The organism is Silvimonas sp. JCM 19000, from assembly GCF_054652575.1.
On record NZ_BAAIHC010000003.1, the window covers coordinates 257,556 to 284,549 of the forward strand.

General features: G+C 58.8%; 20 protein-coding genes and 4 tRNA genes. 14 read left to right on the plus strand and 10 right to left on the minus strand.

The window, feature by feature from the left end; translation table 11 throughout:
* Positions 1-93: 93 nt before the first annotated feature.
* The 3 genes from ACYQ1A_RS04955 (at position 94) to ACYQ1A_RS04965 (ending at position 8,363) form a co-directional block, all read left to right on the plus strand.
* Positions 94-2,238, plus strand: a complete 2,145-nt coding sequence (locus tag ACYQ1A_RS04955) for a hypothetical protein (protein ID WP_499360707.1) — start codon at positions 94-96, stop codon at positions 2,236-2,238.
* A 182-nt stretch (positions 2,239-2,420) separates the two neighbouring features.
* A complete protein-coding gene (gene gltB / locus ACYQ1A_RS04960) occupies positions 2,421-6,872 on the plus strand; it encodes a glutamate synthase large subunit (RefSeq protein WP_499360708.1) in 4,452 nt (1,483 codons plus the stop codon).
* 72 nt (positions 6,873-6,944) lie between these two features.
* Positions 6,945-8,363 carry an FAD-dependent oxidoreductase gene (locus ACYQ1A_RS04965; RefSeq protein WP_499360710.1) on the plus strand — a complete coding sequence of 473 codons (1,419 nt, stop codon included), beginning with the start codon at positions 6,945-6,947 and terminating at the stop codon, positions 8,361-8,363.
* A 54-nt stretch (positions 8,364-8,417) separates the two neighbouring features.
* Here the strand turns inward: ACYQ1A_RS04965 and puuE are convergent, their stop codons facing one another.
* From puuE to ACYQ1A_RS04980, 3 genes are read right to left on the minus strand one after another with little or no spacing between them, the layout of a single operon-like run.
* Positions 8,418-9,353 (minus strand): allantoinase PuuE, encoded by a 936-nt coding sequence (gene puuE, locus ACYQ1A_RS04970; RefSeq protein WP_499360711.1) that lies wholly within the window; start codon positions 9,351-9,353, stop codon positions 8,418-8,420.
* A 13-nt stretch (positions 9,354-9,366) separates the two neighbouring features.
* Positions 9,367-10,098: an aspartate/glutamate racemase family protein gene (locus ACYQ1A_RS04975; RefSeq protein WP_053938691.1), complete on the minus strand. Its 732-nt coding sequence runs from the start codon at positions 10,096-10,098 to the stop codon at positions 9,367-9,369.
* Between the two features lie 30 nt (positions 10,099-10,128).
* The gene (locus tag ACYQ1A_RS04980; protein WP_499360713.1) at positions 10,129-10,827 is read right to left on the minus strand and encodes a GntR family transcriptional regulator; all 699 of its coding nucleotides are present in this window, start codon (positions 10,825-10,827) and stop codon (positions 10,129-10,131) included.
* Between the two features lie 325 nt (positions 10,828-11,152).
* Between ACYQ1A_RS04980 and ACYQ1A_RS04985 the strand changes: the two genes are divergently transcribed.
* Positions 11,153-12,595 carry an NCS1 family nucleobase:cation symporter-1 gene (locus ACYQ1A_RS04985; protein ID WP_499360714.1) on the plus strand — a complete coding sequence of 481 codons (1,443 nt, stop codon included), beginning with the start codon at positions 11,153-11,155 and terminating at the stop codon, positions 12,593-12,595.
* Between the two features lie 102 nt (positions 12,596-12,697).
* Here ACYQ1A_RS04985 and ACYQ1A_RS04990 read toward each other — a convergent pair whose 3' ends face one another.
* Positions 12,698-13,201, minus strand: a complete 504-nt coding sequence (locus ACYQ1A_RS04990) for an ureidoglycolate lyase (RefSeq protein ID WP_062222533.1) — start codon at positions 13,199-13,201, stop codon at positions 12,698-12,700.
* Positions 13,198-14,205 (minus strand): allantoicase, encoded by a 1,008-nt coding sequence (gene alc / locus ACYQ1A_RS04995; RefSeq protein ID WP_062222541.1) that lies wholly within the window; start codon positions 14,203-14,205, stop codon positions 13,198-13,200. Before alc ends, ACYQ1A_RS04990 begins: the two co-directional genes overlap by 4 nt.
* Before the next feature lie 136 nt (positions 14,206-14,341).
* Here alc and ACYQ1A_RS05000 point away from each other — a divergent pair, with 136 nt between their 5' ends.
* The 5 genes from ACYQ1A_RS05000 (at position 14,342) to corA (ending at position 19,229) form a co-directional block, all read left to right on the plus strand.
* On the plus strand, positions 14,342-14,944 hold the full coding sequence (locus ACYQ1A_RS05000) for a MarC family protein (RefSeq protein WP_062222539.1): 603 nt from the start codon (positions 14,342-14,344) through the stop codon (positions 14,942-14,944).
* A 90-nt stretch (positions 14,945-15,034) separates the two neighbouring features.
* On the plus strand, positions 15,035-15,691 hold the full coding sequence (rpiA, locus tag ACYQ1A_RS05005; protein WP_062222531.1) for a ribose-5-phosphate isomerase RpiA: 657 nt from the start codon (positions 15,035-15,037) through the stop codon (positions 15,689-15,691).
* Between the two features lie 129 nt (positions 15,692-15,820).
* Complete coding sequence (phoU, locus tag ACYQ1A_RS05010) at positions 15,821-16,537, plus strand: phosphate signaling complex protein PhoU (RefSeq protein ID WP_062222537.1); 717 nt, start codon at positions 15,821-15,823, stop codon at positions 16,535-16,537.
* Between the two features lie 152 nt (positions 16,538-16,689).
* On the plus strand, positions 16,690-18,171 hold the full coding sequence (gene ppx, locus ACYQ1A_RS05015; protein ID WP_499360718.1) for an exopolyphosphatase: 1,482 nt from the start codon (positions 16,690-16,692) through the stop codon (positions 18,169-18,171).
* Positions 18,123-19,229 (plus strand): magnesium/cobalt transporter CorA, encoded by a 1,107-nt coding sequence (corA, locus tag ACYQ1A_RS05020; protein WP_499360720.1) that lies wholly within the window; start codon positions 18,123-18,125, stop codon positions 19,227-19,229. Before ppx ends, corA begins: the two co-directional genes overlap by 49 nt.
* 14 nt (positions 19,230-19,243) lie before the next feature.
* Here the strand turns inward: corA and ACYQ1A_RS05025 are convergent, their stop codons facing one another.
* The 3 genes from ACYQ1A_RS05025 to lgt all read right to left on the minus strand — a co-directional run bounded on the left by ACYQ1A_RS05025 (position 19,244) and on the right by lgt (position 21,034).
* The gene (locus tag ACYQ1A_RS05025; protein ID WP_499360721.1) at positions 19,244-19,477 is read right to left on the minus strand and encodes a hypothetical protein; all 234 of its coding nucleotides are present in this window, start codon (positions 19,475-19,477) and stop codon (positions 19,244-19,246) included.
* Between the two features lie 69 nt (positions 19,478-19,546).
* Positions 19,547-20,035, minus strand: coding sequence for a DUF456 domain-containing protein (locus ACYQ1A_RS05030; RefSeq protein ID WP_499360723.1), 489 nt, complete (start codon positions 20,033-20,035; stop codon positions 19,547-19,549).
* 147 nt (positions 20,036-20,182) lie between these two features.
* Positions 20,183-21,034: a prolipoprotein diacylglyceryl transferase gene (gene lgt / locus ACYQ1A_RS05035; RefSeq protein ID WP_499360724.1), complete on the minus strand. Its 852-nt coding sequence runs from the start codon at positions 21,032-21,034 to the stop codon at positions 20,183-20,185.
* Between the two features lie 204 nt (positions 21,035-21,238).
* On the opposite strand from lgt, the gene ilvD reads away from it, so the two are divergent.
* Together ilvD and ACYQ1A_RS05045 are read left to right on the plus strand one after the other, a co-directional pair.
* The gene (gene ilvD / locus ACYQ1A_RS05040; RefSeq protein WP_499360726.1) at positions 21,239-23,095 is read left to right on the plus strand and encodes a dihydroxy-acid dehydratase; all 1,857 of its coding nucleotides are present in this window, start codon (positions 21,239-21,241) and stop codon (positions 23,093-23,095) included.
* Between the two features lie 191 nt (positions 23,096-23,286).
* Positions 23,287-23,628 (plus strand): MGMT family protein, encoded by a 342-nt coding sequence (locus ACYQ1A_RS05045; protein ID WP_499360729.1) that lies wholly within the window; start codon positions 23,287-23,289, stop codon positions 23,626-23,628.
* A gap of 82 nt (positions 23,629-23,710) precedes the next feature.
* Here ACYQ1A_RS05045 and ACYQ1A_RS05050 read toward each other — a convergent pair whose 3' ends face one another.
* Positions 23,711-25,747 carry a beta strand repeat-containing protein gene (locus ACYQ1A_RS05050; RefSeq protein ID WP_499360731.1) on the minus strand — a complete coding sequence of 679 codons (2,037 nt, stop codon included), beginning with the start codon at positions 25,745-25,747 and terminating at the stop codon, positions 23,711-23,713.
* A 385-nt stretch (positions 25,748-26,132) separates the two neighbouring features.
* Positions 26,133-26,208, minus strand: a tRNA-Phe gene (locus ACYQ1A_RS05055).
* A gap of 387 nt (positions 26,209-26,595) precedes the next feature.
* On the opposite strand from ACYQ1A_RS05055, the gene ACYQ1A_RS05060 reads away from it, so the two are divergent.
* From ACYQ1A_RS05060 to ACYQ1A_RS05070, 3 genes are all read left to right on the plus strand, one after another.
* Positions 26,596-26,680, plus strand: a tRNA-Tyr gene (locus ACYQ1A_RS05060).
* Between the two features lie 89 nt (positions 26,681-26,769).
* Positions 26,770-26,843 (plus strand) — tRNA-Gly (locus ACYQ1A_RS05065).
* A 5-nt stretch (positions 26,844-26,848) separates the two neighbouring features.
* Positions 26,849-26,923 (plus strand) — tRNA-Thr (locus ACYQ1A_RS05070).
* Positions 26,924-26,994: the final 71 nt, after the last annotated feature.

Consider the following 26,994-nt stretch of genomic DNA (forward strand, 5'->3'; position numbering starts at 1 on the left):
ATTTGCTCAAATCCCTACGCGCGATTTTGCCGGGGGCTTACCGGGGCGCGGGCTGAACAAATAAATCCAATAAATTTGAGTGGGATGACGACGATGAACGTGTTGTTACAAAGGCTGTCGGGGCTCGCCCTGATGATGGCGTTGGCCGCATGCGGCGGCGGCGGGGGGGGCAGCAGCAGCGATGCCGCGCCAGCAAAATCAGCCATCAGTGTGTCGCCCGCCAGCGTGAGCATGACCTTGCAGGCGGGTGCGGTGGGCACCGCGCTGGTTGACGCAACGGTCACCGACCAGGACGCGTTCAAGAACGTCACTTCCACCATTTTTGCCGAACTGGTCGATAGCCAACAGGTGCTGGATACGTCGATCCCGTTGATGCAGAAAGATGCGCTGCATTACACGGCAACCATACACACCCGCACCGGGCTGGCTACTGGTCATTACACCGGTAATTTCCAGCTTCACTTATGCGTCGACCTGGCTTGTCATAGCGAAATTGATGCGCCGTTAAGCATTCCCTACGACATTACAGTTACGGCTGCCGGTGCCAATGCAGGTAGCACGCCGACCACGCCGACACCCACTTTAACGCCGACGCCTACCCCAACCCCGACGCCCAGCGCCACGGTATTCGGCACCTCAGGCTTTAACGCCACGCCGCGTTCCAGTACCACGGTGAGCTTTACGCTTGGGGGTGCCCGTCCGGCCGATCTTGCCATCGACGTCAACACCGGCCTGGGCTGGAGCGCCAGCACGCCCGATAGCTGGCTGTTGGTGCACGCTGCCGCCACCGGTTCCGGCTCCTTCGGCGTGACCTTTAATCCCGACGGCCTTACTGCGGGCACATATACCGGCAGTGTGGTGCTGACTGCTCTGGATGGTGAAGTGCTGCAGATTCCGGTGGTGCTCAAGATCAGCGGCACGACGACGAGCACGACCAGCAACAATGGGACCGGCCAGGCCAGCGCGGTATTCGTGCCCGCGCTGCGCTTGTCGCAACAGGCCGTGGTCTTTAGCAATTCGGCCGCAGCCGGCCCTGTGTATCTGAATAAAACGATCCAGGTCAGCAGCAATGATGCCGTCAGCCACCCGTGGACGGCGCGTTCGTCGACTGGATGGCTTTCGGTGACCGCCAGCGGTAATAGCGGCGCCGCCAACAGCCTGGGCCTGACCGTAAATACCTCGGTGGTGAATGCGGATACGGTTTACACCGCCACGGTGCAGGTCAGTTCCAGCGATGCTGGCGTAACGCCAGCGACCTTGCGCGTTTCGTATATCAAGTACGGCATGGCCCGGGCCCCGGTCATTACGATCAGCCAGCCCTATCAGCACATCGTGGCTGATCCGCTGCGCCCCTATGTGTACGTCAACAACAACGGCAGCGTCATTACTGCTTACGATGTCCGCACTGGCGCTCAGCTGCACACCCTGACCAATCCGGTGGGTAGCTGGGGCGAAATGGCCGTGAGTCCGGATGGTTCAACGCTGTACGCGCTTGATCCGGGCAATCGCAATTTGCGTAGTGTTAACCTGGATACCTGGACGGTTGGCACTTCACAAACGCTGCTCAATGCAGTCAACGCGGCGACGCCGATGATCGTGGTGCATCCCGAATCAACTGATGTTGTCGTGCTTGGCGATGGCAGCACGTATACCGCTGGTTATGCCAGTCAGACCCTGCTCCGCGGCACTCTGCTTGCAGCGGGCAACGGGGGCCAGAATCTCTACGCCGAGGACACCAGCACCAGCCCGGCCACGATCCGCGCATGGCTGATCGACACGACGGGTAATACGGTGACGGTTACGCCACGGCTCAGCAGCGCCATTCCGCTGGGTGCCAGCATCCAGGATCTGGCCGTGAGCCCGGACGGCGCACACGTATATGTCACTGGCGATTCATTTGCCTGCCTGACGCTGGACAACGCACTGCTCGCTACAAGTTCGCCGCAGGGCACTTATGGCCCGGGCGCAAACGTGCAGGTGGCCGCTGATGGCCACGTGGTGTGCAGCGCTCAGGTCGCTACGACGGACAGCGCGGGGTCGGTGACGGGCAACCCGGATCTGCCCGATGTGTGGGTGAGCAATGTGGCAGGCAGTTTGCTGGGCAGCTTTGCTGTCTCCACGCCATCGACCACGCCGGGCGTGCGGATTTTACCGCGACAACTGGTGACCTCTGCCGGCAGCAGCAGCCTGGTCGTACTGACCAGCAAGCCGGCCCTGTCGATTTATCTGATGCCCTGATGCCTCAGAAACAGTAAGCGGAGTGCCTGAAACCCTCGCTTGTAGCGGGGGTTTTTTTATCATGGATATCTCAATACGCAACGCCTTTGCTGCATCGCAGTCTATGCATTGTGGATAACCCTGATATTTGATTAAGATAAATACCTTTTCGCTGTTTGCGCCGTTTCTTTAAAGGTCGTGCCATGGATAGACAAAGCTGGTTGGGCGGAACGCTCTATCGTCCTGAGTTTGAGCAAGATAGCTGCGGTTTCGGGCTGATTGCGCAAATGGATAACAAACCCAGCCACTGGCTGGTCAAAACCGCTATTTCTTCGCTGGCCAGCCTGACACACCGTGGTGCGGTGGCGGCGGATGGCAAGTCGGGCGATGGCTGTGGTTTGCTGTTTGGCAAGCCGGACAGCTTTCTGCGCACCGTGGCGGGCGAGTTGGGCTTTACGCTTGATGCGCTGTATGCGGCGGGCCTGGTATTTGTCGGGCAGGATGAAAGCGTTGGCGCGGGCTCGCTCAAGACCTTGCAACAGACATTGCAAGATCAGGGTCTGAGCGTCGCGGGCATACGCGTGGTGCCGATCGATATCGAGGCCTGTGGCGAATACGCTTTGCGCACCTTGCCGGCCATCAAGCAGATCTTTGTCAACGCGCCGGCCGGCATGGCGCAAGACGATTTCGAGCGCAAGTTGTATCAGGCGCGGCGCATGGCGGAAAAAGAAAACCGCAATAGCGATCCCGCGTTTTATATCCCCACGCTAAATTCGCAAACGCTGTCCTACAAAGGTCTGGTAACGCCCGAAAACCTGCCGGTGTTTTATCGCGATCTACAAGATCCGCGCTTTGAATCGGCATTGGCGGTGTATCACCAGCGTTTTTCCACCAATACCTGGCCGCAATGGAAACTGGCGCAGCCGTTCCGTTTTCTGGCGCATAACGGCGAAATCAATACCCTGATGGGTAACCGCTTATGGGCCAAAGCGCGTGAAGCCATCATGCATTCCGAACATCTGGATATGCAGGCGGTGCGCCCGATTGTGCAAACCGATGGCTCCGATTCGATGAGCCTCGACAATATGCTGGAAGGCCTGATGCTGGGCGGCATGGATGTGTTCCGCGCCTTCCGCATGCTGGTGCCGCCAGCCTGGCAAAACGTGGATAACAATGATCGCGATTTGCGCGCGTTTTATGAATACAACTCCATGCATATGGAAGCCTGGGATGGCCCGGCCGGTATCGTCTGGACCACCGGCAAATACGCGGGCTGTATGCTCGACCGCAATGGCTTGCGCCCGGCGCGTTATGTGATTACCAAAGACCGCCATTTCACCGTGGCGTCGGAAATCGGCGTGTGGAATTACAAGCCGGGAGACGTGGTCAAGAAAGGCCGCGTCAAACCTGGTCAGATTGTGGCGGTCGATATGCAGACCGGCGAATTCCTTGATACCGAGACCATCGATGGTCGGCTCAAGAACACGCATCCCTATCGTAAATGGATCAAGAAAAACGCCATCCAGCTGGAACTGGCCGAAGACAGCAGCCCCCTGCCGGAAATGGGCAAATCCGAATTGCTGATCTTCCAGAAGCAATTCCAGCTGACGTTTGAAGAGCGCGATCAAATCCTGCGGGTGTTGGCTGCCGATGGCCAGGAAGCAGTTGGCTCAATGGGCGACGATACGCCGATGGCGGTGTTGTCGGAAAAAGTGCGCTCGCCGTTTGATTATTTGCGCCAACAATTTGCCCAGGTCACCAATCCGCCGATTGATCCGATCCGCGAAGCGATTGTGATGTCGCTGAATACCTGCTTTGGCCCGGAACGCAATGTGTTCTCGGTGACCGAAGATAACGCCAAGCGCCTGGAAGTGCGCTCGCCGGTGTTATCCAGCGATAAATTCGACGCCTTGACCTCTTTGCCGGGCGACGATTACAAGCCGTTTATCTTTGATATCACCTACGACCCCAAGCAACACAATCTGCAGCAAGCGGTACAGCATTTGCAGGACCAGGTGCTGGCCAGCGTGCGCAACGACCGCACTGTGATTGTGGTGCTTAGCGATAAACATATCGCGGCGGGCCGCTTGCCGATTCACGCTTTATTTGCCACCGGCGCGGTACACCACGCGCTGGTGAATGCCGGTTTGCGTTGCAAGATCAACCTGGTGGTGGAAACCGCCACCGCACGCGATCCGCATCACTTTGCCTGCCTGATCGGTTATGGCGCGACAGCGGTATTCCCCTATCTGGCTTATCAGACGATCAAAGAACTGGTCGATACCGGCGCAATCGAATATCCGCTGGAAAAAGCCGCCAATAACTTCCGCAAAGCCATCAATAAAGGCCTGCTGAAAATCCTGTCCAAGATGGGGATTTCGACGGTGGCGTCTTATCGCGGCGCGCAGTTGTTTGAAGCCGTGGGCATCGGCGAAGAAGTGATCAAGCAATGCATGGTGGGCACCGTGTCGCGCATAGGCGGCGCCACATTTAGCGATTTTGAAGCCGACGCCTTGCGCCTGAATAAACTCGCCTTTAATCCGATGCGGCCGATCCAGCAGGGCGGTCTGCTCAAGTATGTGTTTGGCGAGGAGTACCACGCGTATAACCCCGACGTGGTAATGCAATTGCAAAAGGCCGTGCAGAACGGCGATTACAAAGACTATTTGCGCTATGCCGATCTGGTGAACAAACGCCCGGTGGCGATGCTGCGCGATTTGATGGCGCTGAAGCTGGACGATTGCCGCGCCATTCCTTTGGATGAAGTCGAATCCGAAGCGGCCATTCTGGCGCGCTTTGATTCGGCCGGAATGTCATTGGGCGCATTAAGCCCCGAAGCGCACGAAGCATTGGCCGAAGGCATGAACCGCCTGGGCGGGCGTTCCAATTCGGGCGAAGGCGGGGAAGACCCGGCGCGCTATGGCACGCTGAAAATGTCCAAGATCAAGCAAGTGGCATCGGGCCGCTTTGGCGTTACGCCGCATTATCTGGTGAATGCCGAAGTGCTGCAGATCAAGGTGGCGCAAGGCGCCAAGCCGGGCGAGGGCGGTCAGTTGCCGGGCGATAAAGTCAGTCCGCTGATTGCGCGCTTGCGCTGTTCCAAGCCCGGCATCAGTTTGATTTCGCCGCCGCCGCATCACGATATTTATTCGATTGAAGATCTGGCCCAACTGATTTTTGATTTGAAGCAGGTTAATCCGGCTGCGTATGTCTCGGTCAAACTGGTGGCCGAACCGGGCGTGGGCACCATTGCCGCAGGCGTGGCTAAAGCCTATGCCGACTTGATTACCATTTCGGGCTATGACGGCGGCACCGGTGCATCGCCGCTCACCAGCGTTAAATACGCCGGCACGCCGTTTGAATTAGGCCTGACCGAAGCGCAACAAGTATTGCGTGCCAATGGTTTGCGTGGCCGCGTGCGCGTGCAAACCGATGGCGGTTTAAAGACCGGCCTGGATGTGGTGAAGGCCGCGATTATGGGCGCGGAAAGCTTCGGCTTTGGCACCGGGCCGATGGTGGCGCTGGGCTGCAAATATCTGCGTATTTGCCATCTGAACAACTGCGCCACCGGCGTCGCGACGCAAGAAATCAAACTGCGCAGCAAATACTTTATTGGCCTGCCGGATATGGTGGTCAATTACTTCACCTTTATCGCGCGCGAAACCCGCGAATGGATGGCGAAGCTGGGTGTGCGTTCGATGGCCGAATTGATCGGGCGCAGCGATTTGCTGGCGCTGGCCGAAGGCGCCACCGAGCGCCAGAAGAAATTGCGGCTGGATGTGTTGCTCAGCCAGGGTTCCATCCCCGAGAGCGAGCCGCGTTTTTGCACGCAAGACCGCAATCCCTCATTTGATAAAGGCGAACTGGCCGAACGCATGGTGACCGATGCCATTGCCGGTATCCACAGCAAGGCTAAACAGCGTTTTGAATATCCAGTCGGCAACGTCAATCGCTCAATCGGCGCGCGGCTGTCTGGCGAAATCGCCAAAGCGCATGGTGCCGCCGGGCTGCCGGACGATACGCTGCATATCAAACTGTATGGTTCGGCCGGTCAGTCTTTTGGCGTGTGGAATGCAGCCGGTTTAACGCTGGAACTGGAAGGCGATGCTAATGATTACGTCGGCAAAGGCATGGCCGGCGGCCGCGTGGTGATTTATCCGCCCAAGGTCAGCGAATTTGCCGCGCACGATGCGGTGATTGTCGGCAATACGTGTTTGTACGGCGCGACCGGGGGCGAACTGTATGCCGCGGGCCGTGCCGGTGAGCGTTTTGCCGTGCGCAATTCGGGCGCTTTGGCCGTGGTGGAAGGCGTAGGCGATCACGGTTGCGAATATATGACTGGCGGCACTGTCATCGTATTGGGCGAAACCGGCTATAACTTTGGCGCGGGTATGACCGGTGGATTTGCGCTGGTGTATGACCCGGTCGAGAAATTTGCCTATCGCTACAACAACGAGCTGGTCGATATCAATTTGATTAACGGCGAAGCCTATGGCGCGGTGCGTGCTTTCCTTAAAGCCAGACTGAAAGCGCATCTGGCGCAAACCGGTTCGGCGCGCGCCCAGGCCATGCTGGAAGACTTTGACGAAGCCGTCGACAACGTGTGGCTGGTAAAGCCGAAAGCGGCCAAGCTCGACGACCTGCTCAAAGACTGATCAAAGCGCGGGTTTAACCCGACCGAATTGACGAGGATGGGGCCGTGCAGGCCCGATCACATCGAGGTAATTATGGCTGCAGATGTATTCCAGTTTATGAATGTGGCGCGCAACCCCGGCGACAAAGTGCCGGCGCGCGAACGCGTGCACGTTTTCAAAGAAATTTACCAATCGCTCAGCGCGGCCGATGCGGCGGATCAATCCAGCCGTTGTCTGTCTTGCGGCAATCCGTATTGCGAATGGGAATGCCCGGTTCACAACTACATTCCCAACTGGCTGCAGCTGGTGAAAGAAGGCAAGTTGTTTGAGGCGGCCGAGCTAAGCCACAAAACCAATTCATTGCCGGAAATCTGCGGCCGCGTTTGTCCGCAAGACCGGTTGTGCGAAGGCGCCTGTACGCTCAATACCGGCGGCTTTGGCGCGGTGTCGATTGGTTCGGTGGAGAAATACATTACCGATACGGCCTATGACCAGGGCTGGCGCCCGGATATGTCCGGCGTGATCTGGACCGATAAAAAGGTCGCCATTATCGGCGCTGGCCCGGCCGGTTTGGGCGCGGCCGATATCCTGGTGCGCAATGGCGTTAAACCGGTGGTGTTTGATCGCTATGAAGAAATTGGCGGCTTGCTGACCTTTGGCATTCCCGAATTCAAGCTGGAAAAAGAAATCGTCGCTCGCCGCCGTGAAATCATGGAAGGCATGGGCGTGCAATTCCGCCTTAACACCGAAATTGGCCGCGATATCAGCATCGAGCAATTGCTGAGCGAATACGACGCCGTATTCATGGGCATGGGCGCTTATAAATACATGCGCGGCGGTTTTGCTGGCGAAGATTTGCCGGGCGTACTCGAAGCGCTGCCGTTCTTGATTAACAACGTGCGCCAATCCATGGACACGCTGCCGGTGGATGAAGCGCCGGTTTCAATGAAAGGCAAGCGTGTGGTGGTGCTGGGTGGCGGCGATACCGCGATGGATTGCAACCGCACCTCGGTACGCCAGGGCGCGGACCAGGTGATTTGCGCTTATCGCCGCGACGAGGCCAACATGCCGGGCTCGCGCCGCGAAGTATCCAACGCGCGCGAAGAAGGCGTCGAATTCATGTGGAACCGCCAACCGATCGGTATCAGCAAAAACGTGGACGGCAGCCTGGCGCTCACGCTGGTCACCACGCGCCTGGGCGAGCCCGATGAGAAAGGCCGCCAGCGCGCCGAAAACATCGCCGGTTCGGAAGAAGTCATCGAATGCGATCACGTGATTGTGGCGTTTGGCTTTCAGGCGGAGGCGGCCGACTGGTTTGGCGCGCACGGCATCACCACCGACGCCAGCGGCCGCACCGTGGCCCCGGCGCGCCAACCGTACAAACACCAGACCGCCAACCCGAAGATTTTTGCGGGCGGCGACCAGGTGCGCGGTGCGGATCTGGTGGTGCGCGCAGTCTACGAAGGCCGCCAGGCGGCGGAAGGCATCCTGGAATTTATTGGCGTCTGGTAAGGCGCAAGCTGGATGGTCGGAACAAAAAAGGACGCTGCGGCGTCCTTTTTTTAATTAGCGATCCGAAGGCACAAACGGATGCACCTCCCGCCAGTGCCGGGCAATATCCACGCGCCGACACACCCAGACGCGATCATGCAATTCGATATGGTCCAGAAAGCGTTGCAGCGCGCGCATGCGGCCGGGGCGGCCCAGCAAGCGGCAGTGCATGCCGATGCTCAGCATCTTGGGGCTGTCCGCGCCTTCGGCATACAGCACATCGAAGGCATCGCGCAGATAGGTAAAAAATTCTTCGCCGGTGCCAAAGCCTTGCGGCGAGGCAAAGCGCATATCGTTGGTGTCCAGCGTGTACGGCACGATCAGATGGGGTACCGCTTCGCCATCCGAGCGCGTCACCTGGGTCCAGAACGGCAGGTCGTCGCCGTAGTAATCAGAGTCGTATAAAAACCCGCCGTAGTCGGCCACCAGGCGCCGCGTGTTGGGGCTATCGCGTCCGGTGTACCAGCCCAGCGCGCGTTGGCCGGTTAGACGCTGGATGATGTCCATGCCGACACGCATGTGCTCGCGTTCTTCGGCCACCGGCATATCCTGGTAATGAATCCAGCGCCAACCGTGGCAGGCGATTTCGTGCTCCAGTTCGACCACGGCCTGAGTGAATTCGAGATTGCGCTCCAGCGCCATCGACACGCCAAACACCGTCAGGGGCAGGCCGCGTTTCTCAAATTCTTTCAGGATGCGCCACGCCCCGGCGCGCGAGCCGTATTCATAGATCGATTCCATCGACAGATGCCGATTGGTAAACGCGGCCGGGTTAAACATCTCGCTGAGGAATTGCTCGGAGGCCGGGTCGCCATGCAAAACGCAGTTCTCGCCGCCTTCTTCGTAATTGAGCACAAACTGCACGGCGATGCGCGCACGGTTGGGCCATTGCGCATGTGGCGGGTTGCGGCCATAGCCGATCAGATCACGCGGGTAGGCGCTGGGGTTCATCGCTGCGGCGTCCTTAGCGTGAGAAATGAGAAAACTGGCCGACGAAGGCTTTGGCAGGGGGCGTATCGAGGTCGCCGAATTTGCTGGTCTGTAGCTTCAGCGACACCATCGCTTCAGCCAGTGCGACGGCGGCAGTCACGCCTTCCACCACCGGCAGACCCACTGCGGCCGAAATCGCGTCGGTGAGATTGGCCATGCCGCCGCAGCCCAGCACGATGGCGCCGATATTGTCCTCAGCCTTGGCGCGCAAGGATTCCGCCACGATGCGCTCAAACGCGGCGCGCGGATTATGTTCCAGTTCCAGCACCGGGATTTCGGCGGCACGTACTTTGCGACAACGCACGGCCATGCCGTATTCGTCCAGTAGTCGCTCGGCGATGATGCCGGTGCGGCCCAGCGTGGTGACGATGGAAAAGCGCGTGGCGATCAGGCTGGCCATATGGAAGGCCGCTTCGGCGATACCGATAACCGGGGCGCGCGTCAGTTCGCGTGCGGCGTACAGGCCGGGGTCGCCAAAGCAGGCGATCACATAGGCATCGGTGCCCGCCTGCTCGCCCGCGCGGATTTCTTCACACACGCCGATGGCGGCGACTGCTTCATCAAAATGCGATTCGATCGACACTGGCCCGCTGAGCGGATTGACCGCAATGATTTCGGTGCCGGGCCGTGCCACATGCAAGGCTGCGGTGCCGATCTTGTCGGTCATCGCGGCCGTGGTATTGGGGTTGATCACACGGATACGCATGGGCACTCCTGGCAGGGTCAGAGCCTTTAGCTATGCAAGTCCTGTGCCACGTTGCGCGATCGTACCAAGGATGGCTTTCAGATCAGGCTCGGCTTCTTCTTGCGCAAAGCTGCAACTGCGCTCCACTGACAACAAATGCTGGTCCATCCAGGCAACGGCGTCGGCGGTGGCGCGGTTGCTGATCAGGTCGAGGATTTGCTCGTGTTCGGAATGGCGGCAAGACACGGCGATCGGCGCGCCGTAGGTGGCGATGATCAACGAGGAGCGCGCCACCAGCTCGCCAAGAAAATGCGCCAGCGTGTCGTTGTCGGCGATGCGGATCAGCGCCAGATGAAACTCGCCCGAATAGCGGATGGCGGCAGCGCGGTTGCCCGCCAGTTGCGCGTCGTCTTCCTTGAGCATGATGGCGCCCAAGGCCTTGATCTGCGCGGGCCGCGCATGGCCTATCACCTGGGGCAGGGCGGCGCATTCAATCATGCGGCGCGCGGCAAACACTTCGCGCGCTTCCTTGACCGAAGGCTGCGCCACCGACGCGCCACGGTTGGGGATGATATCCACCAGCCGCTCATGCGCCAGCCGCTGCAACACTTTGCGGATGCCGGTGCGCGACACGCCAAAGGTCTCCGCCAGTTCGTCTTCGGGCAGTCGCGTGCCCGGCGGTAACTGCACTTCAAAAATCGCCGCGTGCAGGTTTTCGTAGATGACTTCGTCGCGGGTTCGGCTCGACATGTTTGCCTTCTTTGCGCCCATTGCCGGTGCGGCTTGCACCAATTACAGGCAATTTTGTATGCGATGTTATTAAAAATTGTATACAAAGTTTCGCGAATTTCAGCGCATGCAACAGCAGCGCCACAGCGCGCTGCAATCATAGTGAAAGCTCAAACGCTTGTCAGTGACAAACGCTGGAACGCTTTTTGCTGCACTCAGGTCGCTGGCCCATCCACGCAAGCGAATGACCAGGCGGGGCACAAGCATCTGATTGTATACAAAACGCGTTTCGCGGCCGGCCACACGGCGCGAGATACAGTGAATCCAACAGGTCGGGAGTCATTCAATGTCTGAGCAAACCCCTGCCGGTTATAGCGACCGGCTGTACAACGAGGATCTGGGTCCGCTTAAAAAGCAGAACTGGAACTGGTACAACATCTTTGCCTTCTGGATGTCCGATGTGCATAGCGTGGGCGGCTATGTGTTTGCGGGTAGTTTGTTTGCGCTGGGCTTGTCCAGCTGGCAAGTGTTGGTGTCGTTGCTGGTGGGTATCTGTCTGGTTAACCTGTTTGCCAACTGGGTGGCCAAGCCCAGCCAGATGGCCGGCGTGCCCTATCCGGTGATCTGCCGGATGGCCTTCGGTGTCTGGGGCGCCAATGTGCCCGCGATTATTCGCGGACTGATTGCGGTGTCCTGGTACGGCATTCAAACTTTTCTGGCCTCCAGCGCCTTAACCATCGTGTTGCTGCGTTTCTTTCCTGGGCTGGAATCCCTCATCCACACGCAATTCCTCGGCCTCAGTTATATGGGCTGGATGGGTTTCATGATCATGTGGGTGCTGCAGGCCGTGGTGTTCTGGAACGGCATGGAGACCATCAAGAAATTTATCGATTGGGCAGGCCCCGCCGTTTATATCGTGATGGTGATGCTGGCACTGTGGATCGTGATGAAGGCAGGCCCAGGCAAAATCAATTTCACGCTGGGCGATGTTAAATATCACGGCATGGATGCAATTGGCCCGATGATTACCGCCATTGCTTTGGTGGTGTCTTATTTCTCTGGCCCGATGCTTAACTTTGGCGATTTCTCGCGTTATGGCAAATCGTTTTCTGAAGTTAAACGCGGCAATTTCTGGGGTTTGCCGGTCAACTTTCTGTTCTTTTCGATTGTGACCGTGGTGATCACCTCGGGCACCATTCCCGTGTTCGGTACCATGATTACCGATCCGATTCAGGTGGTTGCCAGGATCGATAACACCACCGTGGCTTTGCTGGGTGCGTTTACCTTTGTCACCGCCACCATCGGTATCAATATCGTGGCCAACTTTGTGTCGCCGGCTTTCGATTTCTCCAACGTCAGCCCGGCCCGTGTGTCTTTCCGCGCAGGTGGTTTTATCGCAGCCATCGGCTCGGTGTTTATCACGCCGTGGAATCTGTTTAATTCGCCCGACGTCATCCACTACACGCTCGATACGCTGGCCGCGTTTATTGGTCCGCTGTTCGGGATTTTGTTGGCGGATTTCTATCTGGTGCGCAATCAGCAGATTGAAATCGATGATCTGTACAAGGACAAAGCCGGTGGCGCGTATTGGTATGAAAACGGCGTGAACAAACGCGCGCTGTATGCACTGGTGCCTTCGGTGGCAGCGGGTTTGTTGATTACCTTTGCCGGTATCAAAGCGCTGGCTGACTTTAACTGGTTTATTGGTTGCGCCCTGGGTGGCGTGTCTTATCTGATGATCATGAAAACCAGCGCCGTCAGCATCCGCCCGGCACGCCAGGCGGTTTAAACCCACGCACTGATAGGGTGGGTCATGACCCACCACCCAAAGCCAGAGATCCGAACCATGCGGTCTGGATTTATGGCTGTTGAGTGGTGGCCAAGACCCGCCCTATAGCGTGATCAGCACCGGCAGTGGCAAATCCAGCTCATCGCAATTCGGCCCTTCGCCCGCGCGATCGACCACCAGAAAATCACTGACCGCGTCGAGTGCCAACAACGGGTGGTGCCAGGTGCCCGCCGCGTAATTCACGCCCTGATCGCCACGCGCCAGAAACACGCGGATGTCGCTCAAGGCCACGTGCTCGCCTGCAGGCGCCACCGCCACCAGATAGCACCGCCCCTGCAGCGGCATAAACGCCTGACTGCCATGCGGATGCCGCTCCAGCATCGTTAACGTCAAAGGCAACGCGCGTGGCTGCCCGCGGAAGATGCTGATGATGGGCCGCGCACCCGCATCGACTTCAATGTTTGCCAGATCGTGATAGCGCTCGGTGTTGCCGCCATTGATGCTGAAATGACCCGCGGCGTCGCTGGCCTCGATCACATCACCAAATGGCGCAAACGCCGCGGCCGTCAGCGGCTGGACTGTAATGCAATATGCGCCGTCGCTCATCGCGCCACCTTGCCCCACAAACGCAGCCGCGATACACCGCCATCCGGGATGATATTCAGCCGCACATGGCTCACCGGCCCCAGCGCGGCCAGTTGCGTGTTGAAGCTATGGATGGCGTCCATCTGCAGCGGCTGCTCGGGCAATAGCACCGGCCAGAACATGCTTTGCGTAATCAGCGATTGATCGGTGCCACCCTGCATCAGCGCGGCTTGCAGCATGCAGCGATCGGGATAATTGCCTTTGAAATGCGCGGTATCGACTTCGATGCGCTCGATAATGCCGGGCATGCCCAACTCGATCAGGCACCAGTCATTACCCGGCTCGCGGCGACGGCGGGTTTCCCAGCCGTCACCCATATTGATGCCGCGCCCGGGCAGCAACAGATTGGAGGCCTGGCCAAAATGCGCGTCATTCCACGCCACGGCGCGCCCGCCATTTTCCAGCGCGGCCAGGTCGTACAGCGTGTCGGCATCATGGAATGCGCCCACCGGCTGACCATAGACGCGCAGCCGCGCGATGCCGCCGTCCGGGTAAATATGGATGCGCAGATGGGTGTACTCACCGGCGTCCACCGCGCTTAGCCAATGATGGCTATTGCCGCTAAGGCTGGTGGAGGGCAATACCTCGCTCCAATGCGCGGCTTGCAGGACGTTGATGTCATCGCTGGCGCTGGCGGTGGCTTCTATCGAAACAGCGGGTGCGTAGTTGCCGGTAAAGTGGCTGGTGTCCACGTCAAAACCCGCAATCACGCCACGGCGGCCCAGTTTGATGATGCTCCAGTCGTGGCCCATCACCCGCTTGCGCCGGGTTTCCCAGCCATCCATCCACTTGCCGTTTTCGTCGTATTTGCCAGGAATAAACGTCGCGGGCGCGGGGTCGAGCATGCGGCTGAGCGGTGCGAAGAATTCATCGCTGGCGGCCAGTCCGCGCGCGCCCAGGCGTGGGTCAGCCAGGTTGATCGATCGGCTAGCCCAAAGCGGTAAGTCAGAAGTCGTAGCGTGCATGGTGGGGTCCTGTTTTTATGAGGGCGAGCGGGGCGTCGCTCGCATTACGCAGCAATATCCATACCAACTTGTATACAAGCACATTCGGGCTAGCGGCAATTGGGCAGCAAGGGCGCGTTGTGCTTGAATGGCGGCCATGACGCATACCTTTCTTTCGGCCTTTGTGCTGCTGTTGCTGGTGACCGACCCGTTTGGCGGCATCCCGCTATTTGTTTCGCTATTAAAGAACGTACCGGCCCACCGCCGCCGGCTGGTTATCATCCGCGAAACGCTGGTGGCCTTTGGCATTCTGCTGGCGTTTATGGTGTTCGGCCGGGCGTTTTTGCAAGTCATGCATCTGAGCGAAACCTCGCTGGGCATCGCTGGCGGCGTCATCCTGTTCTTGATTGCCTTGCGTATGGTGTTTCCGCATGCACAGGGCGTATTCGGTGATCACGATGGCACCAGCGAACCGTTTATCGTGCCGCTGGCGGTGCCGCTGCTGGCGGGTCCGTCGGCATTGGCCACGGTTTTGCTGCTGGTGTCGCATGAACCCGAACGCATTTTTGAATGGATCGCGGCGCTGGCCCTGACCATGCTGGTGTGCGGGCTGGCGATGGCGTTTGCCGAGCGCATCAGCAAATGGCTGGGCGAACAACTAACCCAGGCCTTTGAACGTTTGATGGGTTTGATCCTGACTGCTATCGCCGTCGAAATGTTGTTGTCCGGCATCCGCGAATATCTCCATACCTTGTCCTGACGCAAAAGCGCGCGGGGCAGGCTGGCTGGTACAATTACGCCGTTCGCGTGGCTGCTCAGGCCGCGCCCGGTTCAGACCAGAGGAAACCTCATGACTCAAAACGAACTGAAAGAAGCCGTCGCACGCGCGGCCATCGAATATGTGCCGGACAATTGCATTGTTGGCGTCGGCACGGGCAGCACCGCCAATTATTTTATTGATGCGCTGGCCGAGATCAAAGGTCGCATCGAAGGCGCCGTTGCTTCGTCCGAAGCCAGCGTGCAACGCCTGCGCGGCCATGGCATTGCCGTGTTTGATTTGAACAGCGTCGACAAGCTGCCGGTGTATGTGGATGGCGCTGACGAAATCAATCATCAGCTGCAGATGATCAAAGGCGGTGGCGCAGCGCTGACGCGCGAGAAGATTGTGTCGGCCGTGGCGGAACAATTTATCTGCATCGCCGATGAATCCAAATATGTGAGCGTGCTGGGCAAGTTTCCGCTGCCGGTGGAGGTGATCCCGATGGCGCGCTCGTATGTGTCGCGCGAGATCGTCAAACTGGGCGGCCATCCGGCTTATCGCGAAGGCGTGGTGACGGACAACGGCAACATCATTCTGGACGTGCATGGCTTGCAGATTACCGAGCCGGCAAAGTTTGAAGCCGAGCTGAACCAGATTGTGGGCGTGGTCACCAACGGCCTGTTTGCGCGTCGTCGGGCCGATGTGTTGCTGCTGGGCACGGCGTCTGGCGTAAAGACCTATAAGTAAAAAACACAAGCTTGGGGCCAATCAGCGCAAAAGCTGCACCGGTTGGCCAGACTTGAAACAAATCTTTAATGACAGCGTGCTATTTTGCACGGCTTGATGATCATTGGTCCGTCGCTGGAGACGCAACGCATGGCTGAACATATTTCCAAACAATTCGACTCTGAACTGGAAGCGATCCGCTCCAACGTGCTGGGCATGGCCGGGTTGGTGGAAGAACAAGTGCGTCTGGCCATGGAAGCGCTGGCCACGGGCGATCTGGTCACCGTCAACAAGGTGCTGGAGCAGGAAATCCGCGTTAACGCGATGCATCTGCAGCTCGACGATATGTGTATCCACATGATCGCGCGCCGCCAACCGGCTGCTGGCGATTTGCGCATGGTGATGACCGTGATCAAGTCGGTAGAAGATCTGGAGCGTATCGGCGACAAAGCGGCCCGCATTTGCCAACGCACCAAGAACATTTATGAAGCCGGCCGCCTGCAAGTGCCGCGCTTTAATGAACTGAACCACGTGGCCGAAGAAGCGCTCGATATGCTGTCGCGCACCCTGGATGCCTTTGCCCGCCTCGATGCCGTGCAGGCCACCGAGGTAATCCGCGACGATCGCCGTATTGACGACGAATATCGCGCGCTGCAACGCCAACTGATCACCTTGATGATGGAAGACCCACGCACCATTTCGCTGACCATGGACATCCTGTGGATTGCCAAAGCCATCGAACGAATTGCCGATCTGGCGGTGAATGTGGCGGAACAAGTGGTGTTCCTGGTCAAAGGCCAGGATGTGCGCCACAAGACGGCCGACGAAGTCGAGCGTCTGGTAATGGCACCGCCCAGCGAAGCGTAATGGGCGTGGCGGTGATCACTCAAGCGGCCTGCGGGCCGCTTTTGTTTTGTCTGCGCATCAGCCTGCGCAATCCGGCATGACAAATATTGTCAGCCAGGGCGGCCTTCGCTAAGGTGGCCCCAATGCGGCGCCTGCCGCGCTTGAGAAACTGCATGTCCGCCGACCCCTCCGATACCCTGATCGCCGCTGTAGACCTGGGCTCCAATAGCTTTCGGCTGCAGATTTGCCGCTTGCTCGACCAGACGCTGGTGCCCATCGAAACGCTCAAGGAAACCATACGTCTGGGCGCGGGCCTGGATGAACACAACAATCTGAGCGACAGCGCACGCCAGCAGGCGGCCGAGGCGCTGTCGCGTTTTGGCGAGCGTTTGCGTGGCCTGCCGCCGCAGCAGGTGCGCGCGGTGGCCACCAATGCCTTCCGCGTGGCGCGCAATGGTGCTGAGTTTCTGGCGCAGGCCGAAGCGGCGCTGGGCTTTCCGATTGAAGTGATCGCCGGGCGCGAAGAAGCGCGGCTGATCTATATCGGAGCCTCGCACAGCCTGCCGGCCTCGCGTGACAAACGCCTGGTGGTGGATATTGGTGGCGGCTCAACTGAATTTATCGTCGGGCGCCAGCACACGCCGCTGGTGACCGAAAGCACGGTGATGGGCTGTGTGTCGTGGAGCCGGCGGTTTTTTGCCGATGGCACCATTACGCCCGATCGACTGGCCGCCGCCGAAATCGCGGCCGGTGAATATATCCAGCCCTTGGTGGGCGAATTTAACGCCGGCGCCTGGCAGACCGCCATCGGCACCTCCGGCACCGCGCGCTCGCTGGCGGATGTGATGGAGCAGAACGGTTTGTCGGCCGTTGGCATCAGCAAATCCGGGCTGGCGCGGGTAAGGCAGATCCTGTTGCAGGCTGGGCACGTTGATAAGGTCAAACTCAACGGCCTGCGCGAGGACAGACGCCCGGTGCTGGCCGGCGGCTTTGCCATCATGCAGGCGGTGTTTGATCTGCTGGGCATCCAGCATATGCAGATTACGCAGGGCGCATTACGCGATGGCGTGCTGTATGACTTGCTGGGGCGCCGCGGCGAGCACGATATCCGCGATCACACGGTGCAGACTTTCCAGAAGCGTTATCACGTTGATGTGGCCCAGGCACAGCGCGTGGCGGCGTTGGCGCGCACGCTGGCCACGCAGATCGGGCTGGATGCCGCATTAATCCGCGACGTGCATTACGCCGGCTTGCTGCATGAGACCGGACGCTCGATTGCCCACGCCAGCTTTCACAAGCATTCGGCCTATATTTTGCAATATGCCGATATGCCCGGCTTTTCCAGCCGCGAACAGAACCAGATTGCCCAACTGGCGCTGGCGCAACGCGGCAAGCCGGAAAAGCTGGGCAAGAATACAACCGACCCGGTCTGGCGCGCGGCACTGGCGTTGCGCCTGGCCTGCATCATGCATCGGGCGCGCCTGGAACAAGCGGAACCAGGCTGTCGGCTGCGGCTGGAGCACAAGCGTTATGTATTCTCATTACCCCGCGGCTGGCTGGCCGCGCATGCGCTGACGCGTCACGCACTTACCGAGGAAAGCAAGGCATGGCAAAACGCCGGGCACGATCTGATCATCAGCGAACATCCCGCATAAAACATCACCTGGCCGCCACCAAAGCCGGCGCGCAGCCGGGCACCATTCTGTATGTAGGCAAAGAGGACATCCGCGACACTGATGCATCGCTGATCGAATTCGGGCCGCAGGCAGGTGATCTCAAGCAAACGATATTCACCGATTCGCACCCGGAACTGCCCGAAGTCACGCCAGACCGCACGCTGTGGGTCAATGTGCATGGCCTGGCCAATGCTGAGTTGCTGCAGGCTATCGGCCACCATTTCAGCCTGCATCCGCTGGTGATGGAAGATATTTTCAATACGCAGCAGCGTTCCAAAGTCGAAATCTATTCCGGCTATCTGTTTATCACCGCGCGCCTGGTGCGGGTGGATGCAGAGGCAGTCATCCAGAGCGAGCAGATCAGCATCGTGCTGGGGCGTGGCTTTGTGCTGACGTTTCAGGAAGAGGCTTCCGGCACCTTCAAAGGGATACGCGACAATTTGCAGAATGAGCAGTCGCAATTACGTCGGCTGGGTGCCGATTATCTGGTCTATTCGCTGATGGACAAGCTGGTCGACCGCTATTTTGCCGTGCTGGAATCGCTGGGCGAGCGCATGGAAGAGATCGAGGACGATCTGGAAATGGATGCCCGCCCCAAATGCCTGACCGACGTGCAGACCCTGCGCCGCGCCTTGCTCGCCGTAAAGCGCGGCCTGTGGCCGCTGCGTGAGATGGTGAACACGCTGCAGCGCGACGAGCCCGATTTCTTTCGCAGTGAAACCCAGCTGTATTTGCGCGACGTGTATGACCACACCGTGCAATTGATCGAAAGCACCGAGGCATTACGCGACCTGGTCGGCAGCTTGCAGGACACCTATCTATCGCTGCAGGGCCACCGTATGAACCAGCAAATGCGCGTGCTGACGGTGATTACCACCATCTTTATGCCGCTGACGCTGATTGCCGGCATCTACGGGATGAACTTCGAGCACATCCCGGAGCTGCATTGGCGCTATGGCTATTTTTATTGCGTGGGGCTGATGGCGATGATTGCGCTCAGTCTGGCGGGCTATTTCAAGTTCAGGAAGTGGTTCTGACGCGGGCTGCCCGCTTAATGATGTTCATCGCTGGGCGGCACGGGGTCGCCCAGATCTTGCAGTGTGGTCCACGCATGCCGACGTTCGCCACCGGAACGGCGCTCGGCCATGACGATGCCTTCTTCGGTCAACCACGGCCCCGCCACCGGTGCAGCCTGGCGGCGATCGTCTTCGTGGCGGTGCAAGCGAAGCTGCAGGTCTTGCGGCTGTATCAGATCTTCTACGGTTGGAATCGGCTTGCTGGCCATGATGGTGCGTTACTCCTTGCGATGAAACCAATATAGTGCTGAATCGAAACAGTGCAGCATCTATATGGATTACGTCAGTAAATAGACAGAAACAAAAATACCCAACATCACCAGCGCAATCGCCACCTTGGCGACTGCCCCGAACAGCAAGCCCAGCCACGTCGCGACACCCACCTTGCCCGCCTGCAACACATCGCGCCGGGCATACAGTTCGCCCAGCACCGCGCCAATAAAGGGCCCCAGCACCAGTCCAGGCACACCGGCAAACATGCCAGCGAATGAGCCGATCACCGCGCCGCTCACTGCTTGCTTGCTCGCGCCCACGCGTTGGGCACCCAGCGCACCGGCCATCCAGTCCAGTAACGCCGACAACAAAACCAGCGCAAACAGGACGGCCAGCGTGAGGTAGCCCACATGACTAAAGCCATCCGCCCACGCACCGACCAGCATGCCAAAGAACAAAAACGGCGTGCCTGGCAACAGTGGAAACACCGTGCCGACCAGACCGACACCCATTAAAACCAAAGCCAGCAGCCACCAGAGCGTGCTTGCATCCATGCAGCGAGGTTCCTGTTTGTGAGCCGTATTGCGGTTACGTGGGCACGGCGAGCGCATCCTGCAAGGTGGCTGGGCCAACTGCCAGGGCGTGGGCCATAAAAAAACGCCGCAGGCGGGCGGCGTTTTGGGCAGGCGAGGCGGGGTCCATCAGCGCGGCTTGCGCGACGAAATCCAGAACAAATGGATGCCCAGGATAATCATCGGCACCGACAGCCATTGTCCCATCGACAGGCCAAGCTTGAGCAAACCGAGGAAATCATCCGGCTCGCGCGTGAACTCAACGCAGAAACGGCTGAGGCCATAGCCCAGCATGAACAGCGCCGAAACCTGACCCACCTTGCGCGGCTTGCTGGAATAGATAAACAGCACCAGAAACAGCAGCACGCCTTCGAGCAGCATTTCATACAACTGCGAAGGATGGCGCGGCAGCATGCCGTAATCGGCCAGCCAGCGCGCCCATTGCGGATTACGCATGGCGGCCGTTGCATCGGCAGTGGCGGCGCTGGGAAAACCCATGGCCCACGGCAGCGACAGATCGGTTACACGGCCCCACAATTCGCCGTTGATAAAGTTGCCGAGCCGGCCAAACAGCAAGCCCAACGGCACCAGCGGGGCAATAAAGTCGCTGACTTCAAAAAAGCGACGCCTGGTTTTATGCGCAAACGCCCACACGGCTACCAGCACGCCGATAAAACCACCGTGGAACGACATGCCGCCTTCCCACACCTTGACGATATCGAGCGGGTGGCCCAGGTAAAAATCAGGCTTGTAAAAGAAAACGTAGCCCAGACGGCCGCCGAGAATGACCCCCAGCACGCCGTAGAACAACAGATCATCCAGCTCGCTGAGCTGCCAACCCGCCGGACGGCCACGCTTGATGCGCATGCGGCCGAGCGCCAGAAACAGCAGAAAACCAATCAGGTACATCAACCCATACCAATGGATCGCCACCTTGCCGATCTGGACGGCGATAGGGTTGAAATGCGGGTGAATTAGCATGTGGGGCGGCTTCTGGATAAAATCGGGCATTATACAGCAACGCCTTTCCCGCCAAACGCGCCACAAGCCTGTTTAATCTTCGCGTAATCGCCACCCACATCCCGGCCATGGTGTTACTCGAAACTCGATCCGTTTACTCGTAAACTGCCTGTTTCGTCGCCTGTTGCGCGACGACATTGCTATCCGGTTTCAAGGACCCGTTTTATGCCAGCCTATCGTTCCCGCACTTCGACCCACGGCCGCAACATGGCCGGCGCCCGCGCACTGTGGCGCGCGACCGGTATGAAAGACGATGATTTCGGCAAGCCGATCATCGCGATTGCCAACTCGTTTACCCAGTTTGTGCCGGGCCACGTGCACTTGCACAACCTGGGTCAGATGGTGGCGCGCGAGATCGAGAAGGCCGGCGGCATCGCCAAAGAATTCAACACCATCGCCGTAGACGACGGCATCGCCATGGGCCACAGCGGCATGCTGTACAGCCTGCCCAGCCGCGATCTGATCGCCGACTCGGTGGAATACATGGTGAACGCCCACTGCGCCGACGCGCTGGTGTGCATCTCCAACTGCGACAAGATCACCCCGGGCATGTTGATGGCTGCCATGCGCCTGAATATCCCGGTGATCTTTGTCTCGGGCGGCCCGATGGAAGCGGGCAAGGTGCAATGGCGCGGCGAAGAACGCCACGTTGATCTGATCGACGCCATGATCGAAGCGGCCAACCCCAACGTCAGCGACGCCGAAGTGGCATCGATGGAACGTTCGGCTTGCCCCACCTGTGGTTCTTGCTCCGGCATGTTTACCGCCAATTCGATGAACTGCCTGACCGAAGCGCTGGGTTTGTCGCTGCCGGGCAATGGCTCGATGCTGGCCACCCACGCCGATCGCAAACAACTGTTCTTGCAAGCGGGCCGCACCATTGTTGAATTGGCGCGTCGCTATTACGAGCAAGAAGACAGCAGCGTGCTGCCGCGCAATATCGCCACGTTTGAAGCGTTTGAAAACGCCATGAGCCTGGATGTGGCCATGGGCGGCTCGACCAATACCGTGCTGCATTTGCTGGCCGCGGCCAATGAAGCGGGCGTCGACTTCAAGATGTCGCATATCGACAAGGTGAGCCGTCGCGTGCCGTGCCTGGCCAAGGTCGCCCCGGCAACGCAGAAATATCATATGGAAGACGTGCATCGCGCCGGTGGCGTGATGGCCATCCTTGGCGAACTCGACCGCGCCGGCCTGATCCATGGCAACGCCCACACCGTGCACGCGCCGACCATGAAAGACGCGCTGGACAAGTGGGATATCAAACGTCAGCCCGAAGATAGCGTGGCGCATCACTTCTATCGCGCCGCCCCCGGTGGCGTGGCTACCACCATCGCGTTCTCGCAATCGATGCGCTACCCGACGCTGGATCTGGATCGCGCCGACGGCTGTATCCGCAGCAAAGAGCACGCCTACAGCCAGGACGGCGGTTTGGCCGTGCTGTACGGCAATATCGCTGAGCGTGGTTGTATCGTTAAAACGGCGGGCGTCGATGATTCCAATCTGCGCTTTACCGGTCGCGCGCGGATCTTCCAGAGCCAGGACGATGCAGTAGCGGGCATTCTGGACGACCAGATCGTGGCGGGCGATATCGTCATCATCACCTACGAAGGCCCGAAGGGCGGCCCGGGCATGCAGGAAATGCTGTACCCGACGTCCTACCTCAAATCCAAGGGTCTGGGTAAGCAGTGCGCGCTGCTGACGGATGGCCGCTTCTCGGGCGGCACCTCGGGCTTGTCGATTGGGCATTGCTCGCCGGAAGCGGCAGAAGGCGGCGCAATTGGCCTGGTGGAAGAAGGCGACACCATCGAGATCGATATCCCGAATCGCACCATCCACCTGGTGATCCATGACGAAGAACTGGCCGCGCGCCGGGAACGCATGGAAGGCCGCGGCGCTGCGGCGTGGAAGCCAACGGATCGCGAGCGCTATGTGAGCGCAGCACTGCGCGCTTATGCCGCAATGACGACTAGCGCCGATACGGGTGCGGTGCGCGATGTGTCGCAGGTGGAGCGCAAGTAAGGGCGCGCCAGGCATCAGGCGTTGCGTCTGGTGCGTTGCGGGATGAAAAAAGGGCAGCTGCGGCTGCCCTTTTTTATGCGCCGCCGTTAGGGCAGGGTGCACGCGGACCCAAGTGGCAGGGGCGGGCGCAAGGGGCTTTGGCGGAAAGCGGCGCATTGCTATGCTGAGCGCTTTCTGACGCTGCTGACCCCATGCCTATGCGCACGCCCAACAAAACGCCTTCCAGCGTGATTTCTGTCGCCATCATCAACGTCGTTGCCCGCATCCCGCCGCAAACAGTGGCCACCTATGGCCAGGTGGCCGCGCTGGCCGGCTATCCCCGCCATTCCCGCCTGGTCGGCCGGGCACTAGGCAACACCGACCGCGACGTGCCGTGGTTCCGGGTTATCAACAGCACCGGGCGCGTCAGCGCACGCGGGCTGGATGGCAATGATGATCTGCAACGGATGCTGCTGCAGGCGGATGGCGTGGAGTTCGGGGAGGGCGGCCGGATTGATTTGAAGGTCTGGGGCTGGCGGCCGGAAGAAGAGTGACCGCTGCCCGCTGCCAAGCGAGGACAAAAAAAACGCCGCATTGCTGCGGCGCTTTTGTTTACTGCTTAGGCGTCAGCCCTGATCAGTTGATCTTGGTCGAGGTGACTTGAACATCGGCGTTGAACGGCGACGGCGGCAGATGGCAAGTGGTCACGTCATCTTCCAGTACACCAAGACGGAACACCGATTGCGCCGAGGTCTGCGTACCTTGTACCAGCGTGGTAGCGCGGATGCGCGAGACAATCCAGATCGCGTTCGACTTCAGATAGGTGTAGGTAAAGTTTGCCACACCGTTGGCATCGGTCGTTACCGTTGCAGGCAGCGTACCTGCAGCCGAGTTGGACGGCAGCAGCGAGGAGCGACCCGCGGTCACCGAGGTCACCGAAGACGGCAGGTATTCCGTCGTGGTGGACGATGCCGGGTGGTACGGATACACGCTCAGCAGGCCCAGTTGTGTGAACGAAACGTCATCCAGGCGCTGCAGGTAGCCAATTTCGCCAGCATCTGCGGTCAGGTTTTCGTTGATATCTTCGTTCGCAAACGTCATGTCCGGTGGGCCACACGCAGCTCCGATGGAATAAGCGATCGGCCACACCGACAGCGAAACCTTGGTGTTGGCAACCGGGTTACCGTTCGAGTCAGCAACAATCACCGACATCGGCAACTGGTATGCCGTCTGGTCCGTGTTCTGGCCAATCTGGCTGGACTGACCAATCGAAACCGAACCGGCGGTACCACCGATCACGATATTGGCGGGCGTCACGCTGGTCTTTTGCGTGCCATCCGGCAGCAAAGCGGTCGCAGTGATCGCAATAGGCACACCTTGGGTGGTTGGCAGCGAACCCGAAGTAAAGGTCGCGGTCGCCTGGCCCAGCGGTGAACTGCTGGTGATCACCACTTGCGGCGAAATCGCTTCGCCACCATTGGGCTGACCCGTCATGGTGAAGGCAACCGGCACGCCTGCAATGCCTTGGCCGTTGATATCGGTGACCATGGCCGTCAGGGTGGACGTATTCGCCTGGCTGCCGGTCGTGGGTGCCAATACCGCCGGCAGGGCCTGGATGACGACCTTGTTGGTTTGCGAGACCGGCGCGCTGACTGCAACCGTTACGCTAGCCGTGGTACTCGGATTGGACGCGTCGTACGCAGTGATGGTGGCTACGCCGCCCGCATCAGACTGGAACACGACCGAGGCAAGGTGGCTGCTGTTTACGGTTGCTTGAGTAAATGCAACCGAGCTGCCATTCACGATGAAGTGGCCTGTCGTGGTCACGAACTGCACTGCCGTGGAGTTCGGCGCCTTCACCGTCACCGTGAGCGGCGTGCTGGTCAGCAACGCGCTCTGGCTGGTGGCCGGAGAGGTGAACGAGAACGACGAGGTATCGCCGATCGTCAACGTCAACGCCGATGTTGCGCTCAATGCAGACATGCTGACATTGGCCGCACCTGCACCCGCGCCAGTCACGGTGATCCGGGCAATACCCGAAGCATCGGTCACTGCCGAGGTGGCGCTCAGTCCAACAGAACCCGCACCCGTCGTCGAGAAGCTCACAGTCGCGCCCGAAATAGCCGCGCCGGTGCCATCTACCACGGTAGCGTCCACTTCTTCGCTCGCGCCCGAGGCCAGCACCAGGCCGTTTACAGCCGTGGGCGTGATCTTGGTGCCACTGATTACGATCGCGGTGCTCGCGGTCGAAGTGCCATTAGTAAACGTAATCCCCTGGGTACGGTTATTGCGATCCGAGCCCGGGTTAAATGTAAATGTCGCCTTGCCGTCGGTACCCGTGACAATTGCGCTGCTGCTCAGGATGCCGCTGGAAGCGGATGCAATGATCGTTGCACCTGGCAGTACGGCATTGTTTGCGTCCAGCGCGGTTACAGTCAGGGTCGCCACATCAGTAGAACCGGTTTTGAGGCTGGTCTTGTCCGTGTTAACGATCAGGCTGGTCGCTACGATGGGCGTAGCAGTCGGCGTTGGCGTCGTGGTTGTAGTACCGCCACCATTAAAAAGTGTGCTGCCATCGGAGCCGCCACCGCAGCCGGCTAACACCAGCATTGCGGCCGTGGTCAGCGCCAGGCCAGAGGCGCGGAGTGCTTTCGCGCCGGACAAATTGATCATGTTGCTCCCCTGATTACTGGATAGGTACGCGGCTCTACAAATTCGCGTGAAAGCCTTACGGAATGTTTGTAAACATTTCCGACGTATCAGAATTAAACGATATAGCGGTCAATTCTGGCAATCATTGAAATCTTGCTTGTGTCGAATTTGGTAACGGGGTTACAGCACGGCGTAAGCGGCTACGCGGGTTGCGGCCTGGCAGCATGGCAATGCCGCGCGTATATCGGTGACAAGAGGCAAACGCGGCGATAAGGCGCAAACAAAGAGAAGCTATGGCGAGTTAAAGCGGGATAAATGCAGACGGGTAAAGCGGGGATGAAAAACAGCAGTAGAAAAACAAAAAAGCCGATCAACAGATGCTGATCGGCTTTAATGTTTTTAATTCTGGTGGCCAGTCGCGGAATCGAACCACGGACACGCGGATTTTCAATCCGCTGCTCTACCAACTGAGCTAACTGGCCTTCGAGAGGACCGAATTAAACACTATGCCGATTTGGGTGTCAACACTCTCTCGAAAAAAAATTGAAATTAATGTTCGAGCGACGATTTGTTCGTCTTGCATATATATAACGCGCGCGAGCGCGTCGTGGGCGGGGATATCGAGCAAGCGGAATCGGGTGGGCAGGGTCCAATTGGATAGGTAGAAGCCGAAAGTGGCGGGCTTGGCGTGCTATATCGGCGATTCGAAGATTGATAATCGCACCTGAATTAGCTGTATCAACGCGGGTATAAAGAAATCTTCCAGGAAAATATGCCGACAAATCAGTCTCTTGTTATTTTTTATGGGGTGCGGGGATAAAAAGGTTTGACACAAAAGAAGCCGTTCGCCATAATGCCGTTCTCGTTCAGGAGGGATTCCCGAGTGGCCAAAGGGATCAGACTGTAAATCTGACGGCTCCGCCTTCGAAGGTTCGAATCCTTCTCCCTCCACCAAATACGCGGTCGTGAAGAGTAATCTTCTCCGCTGGCCAGTAAGTGCAGCGTGATCAGAAGTAAATTGAATAGTCGTTGTACGGCTCCAAGCGGGTGTAGCTCAATGGTAGAGCAGAAGCCTTCCAAGCTTACGACGAGGGTTCGATTCCCTTCACCCGCTCCAGATGCGCTGATGTAGCTCAGGGGTAGAGCACTCCCTTGGTAAGGGAGAGGTCGTGGGTTCAATTCCCACCATCAGCTCCATAATTCGCTGGCATATTTCAAGTTCTCGAGAAGGAAATATCATGGCTAAAGAAAAATTTGCGCGGACGAAA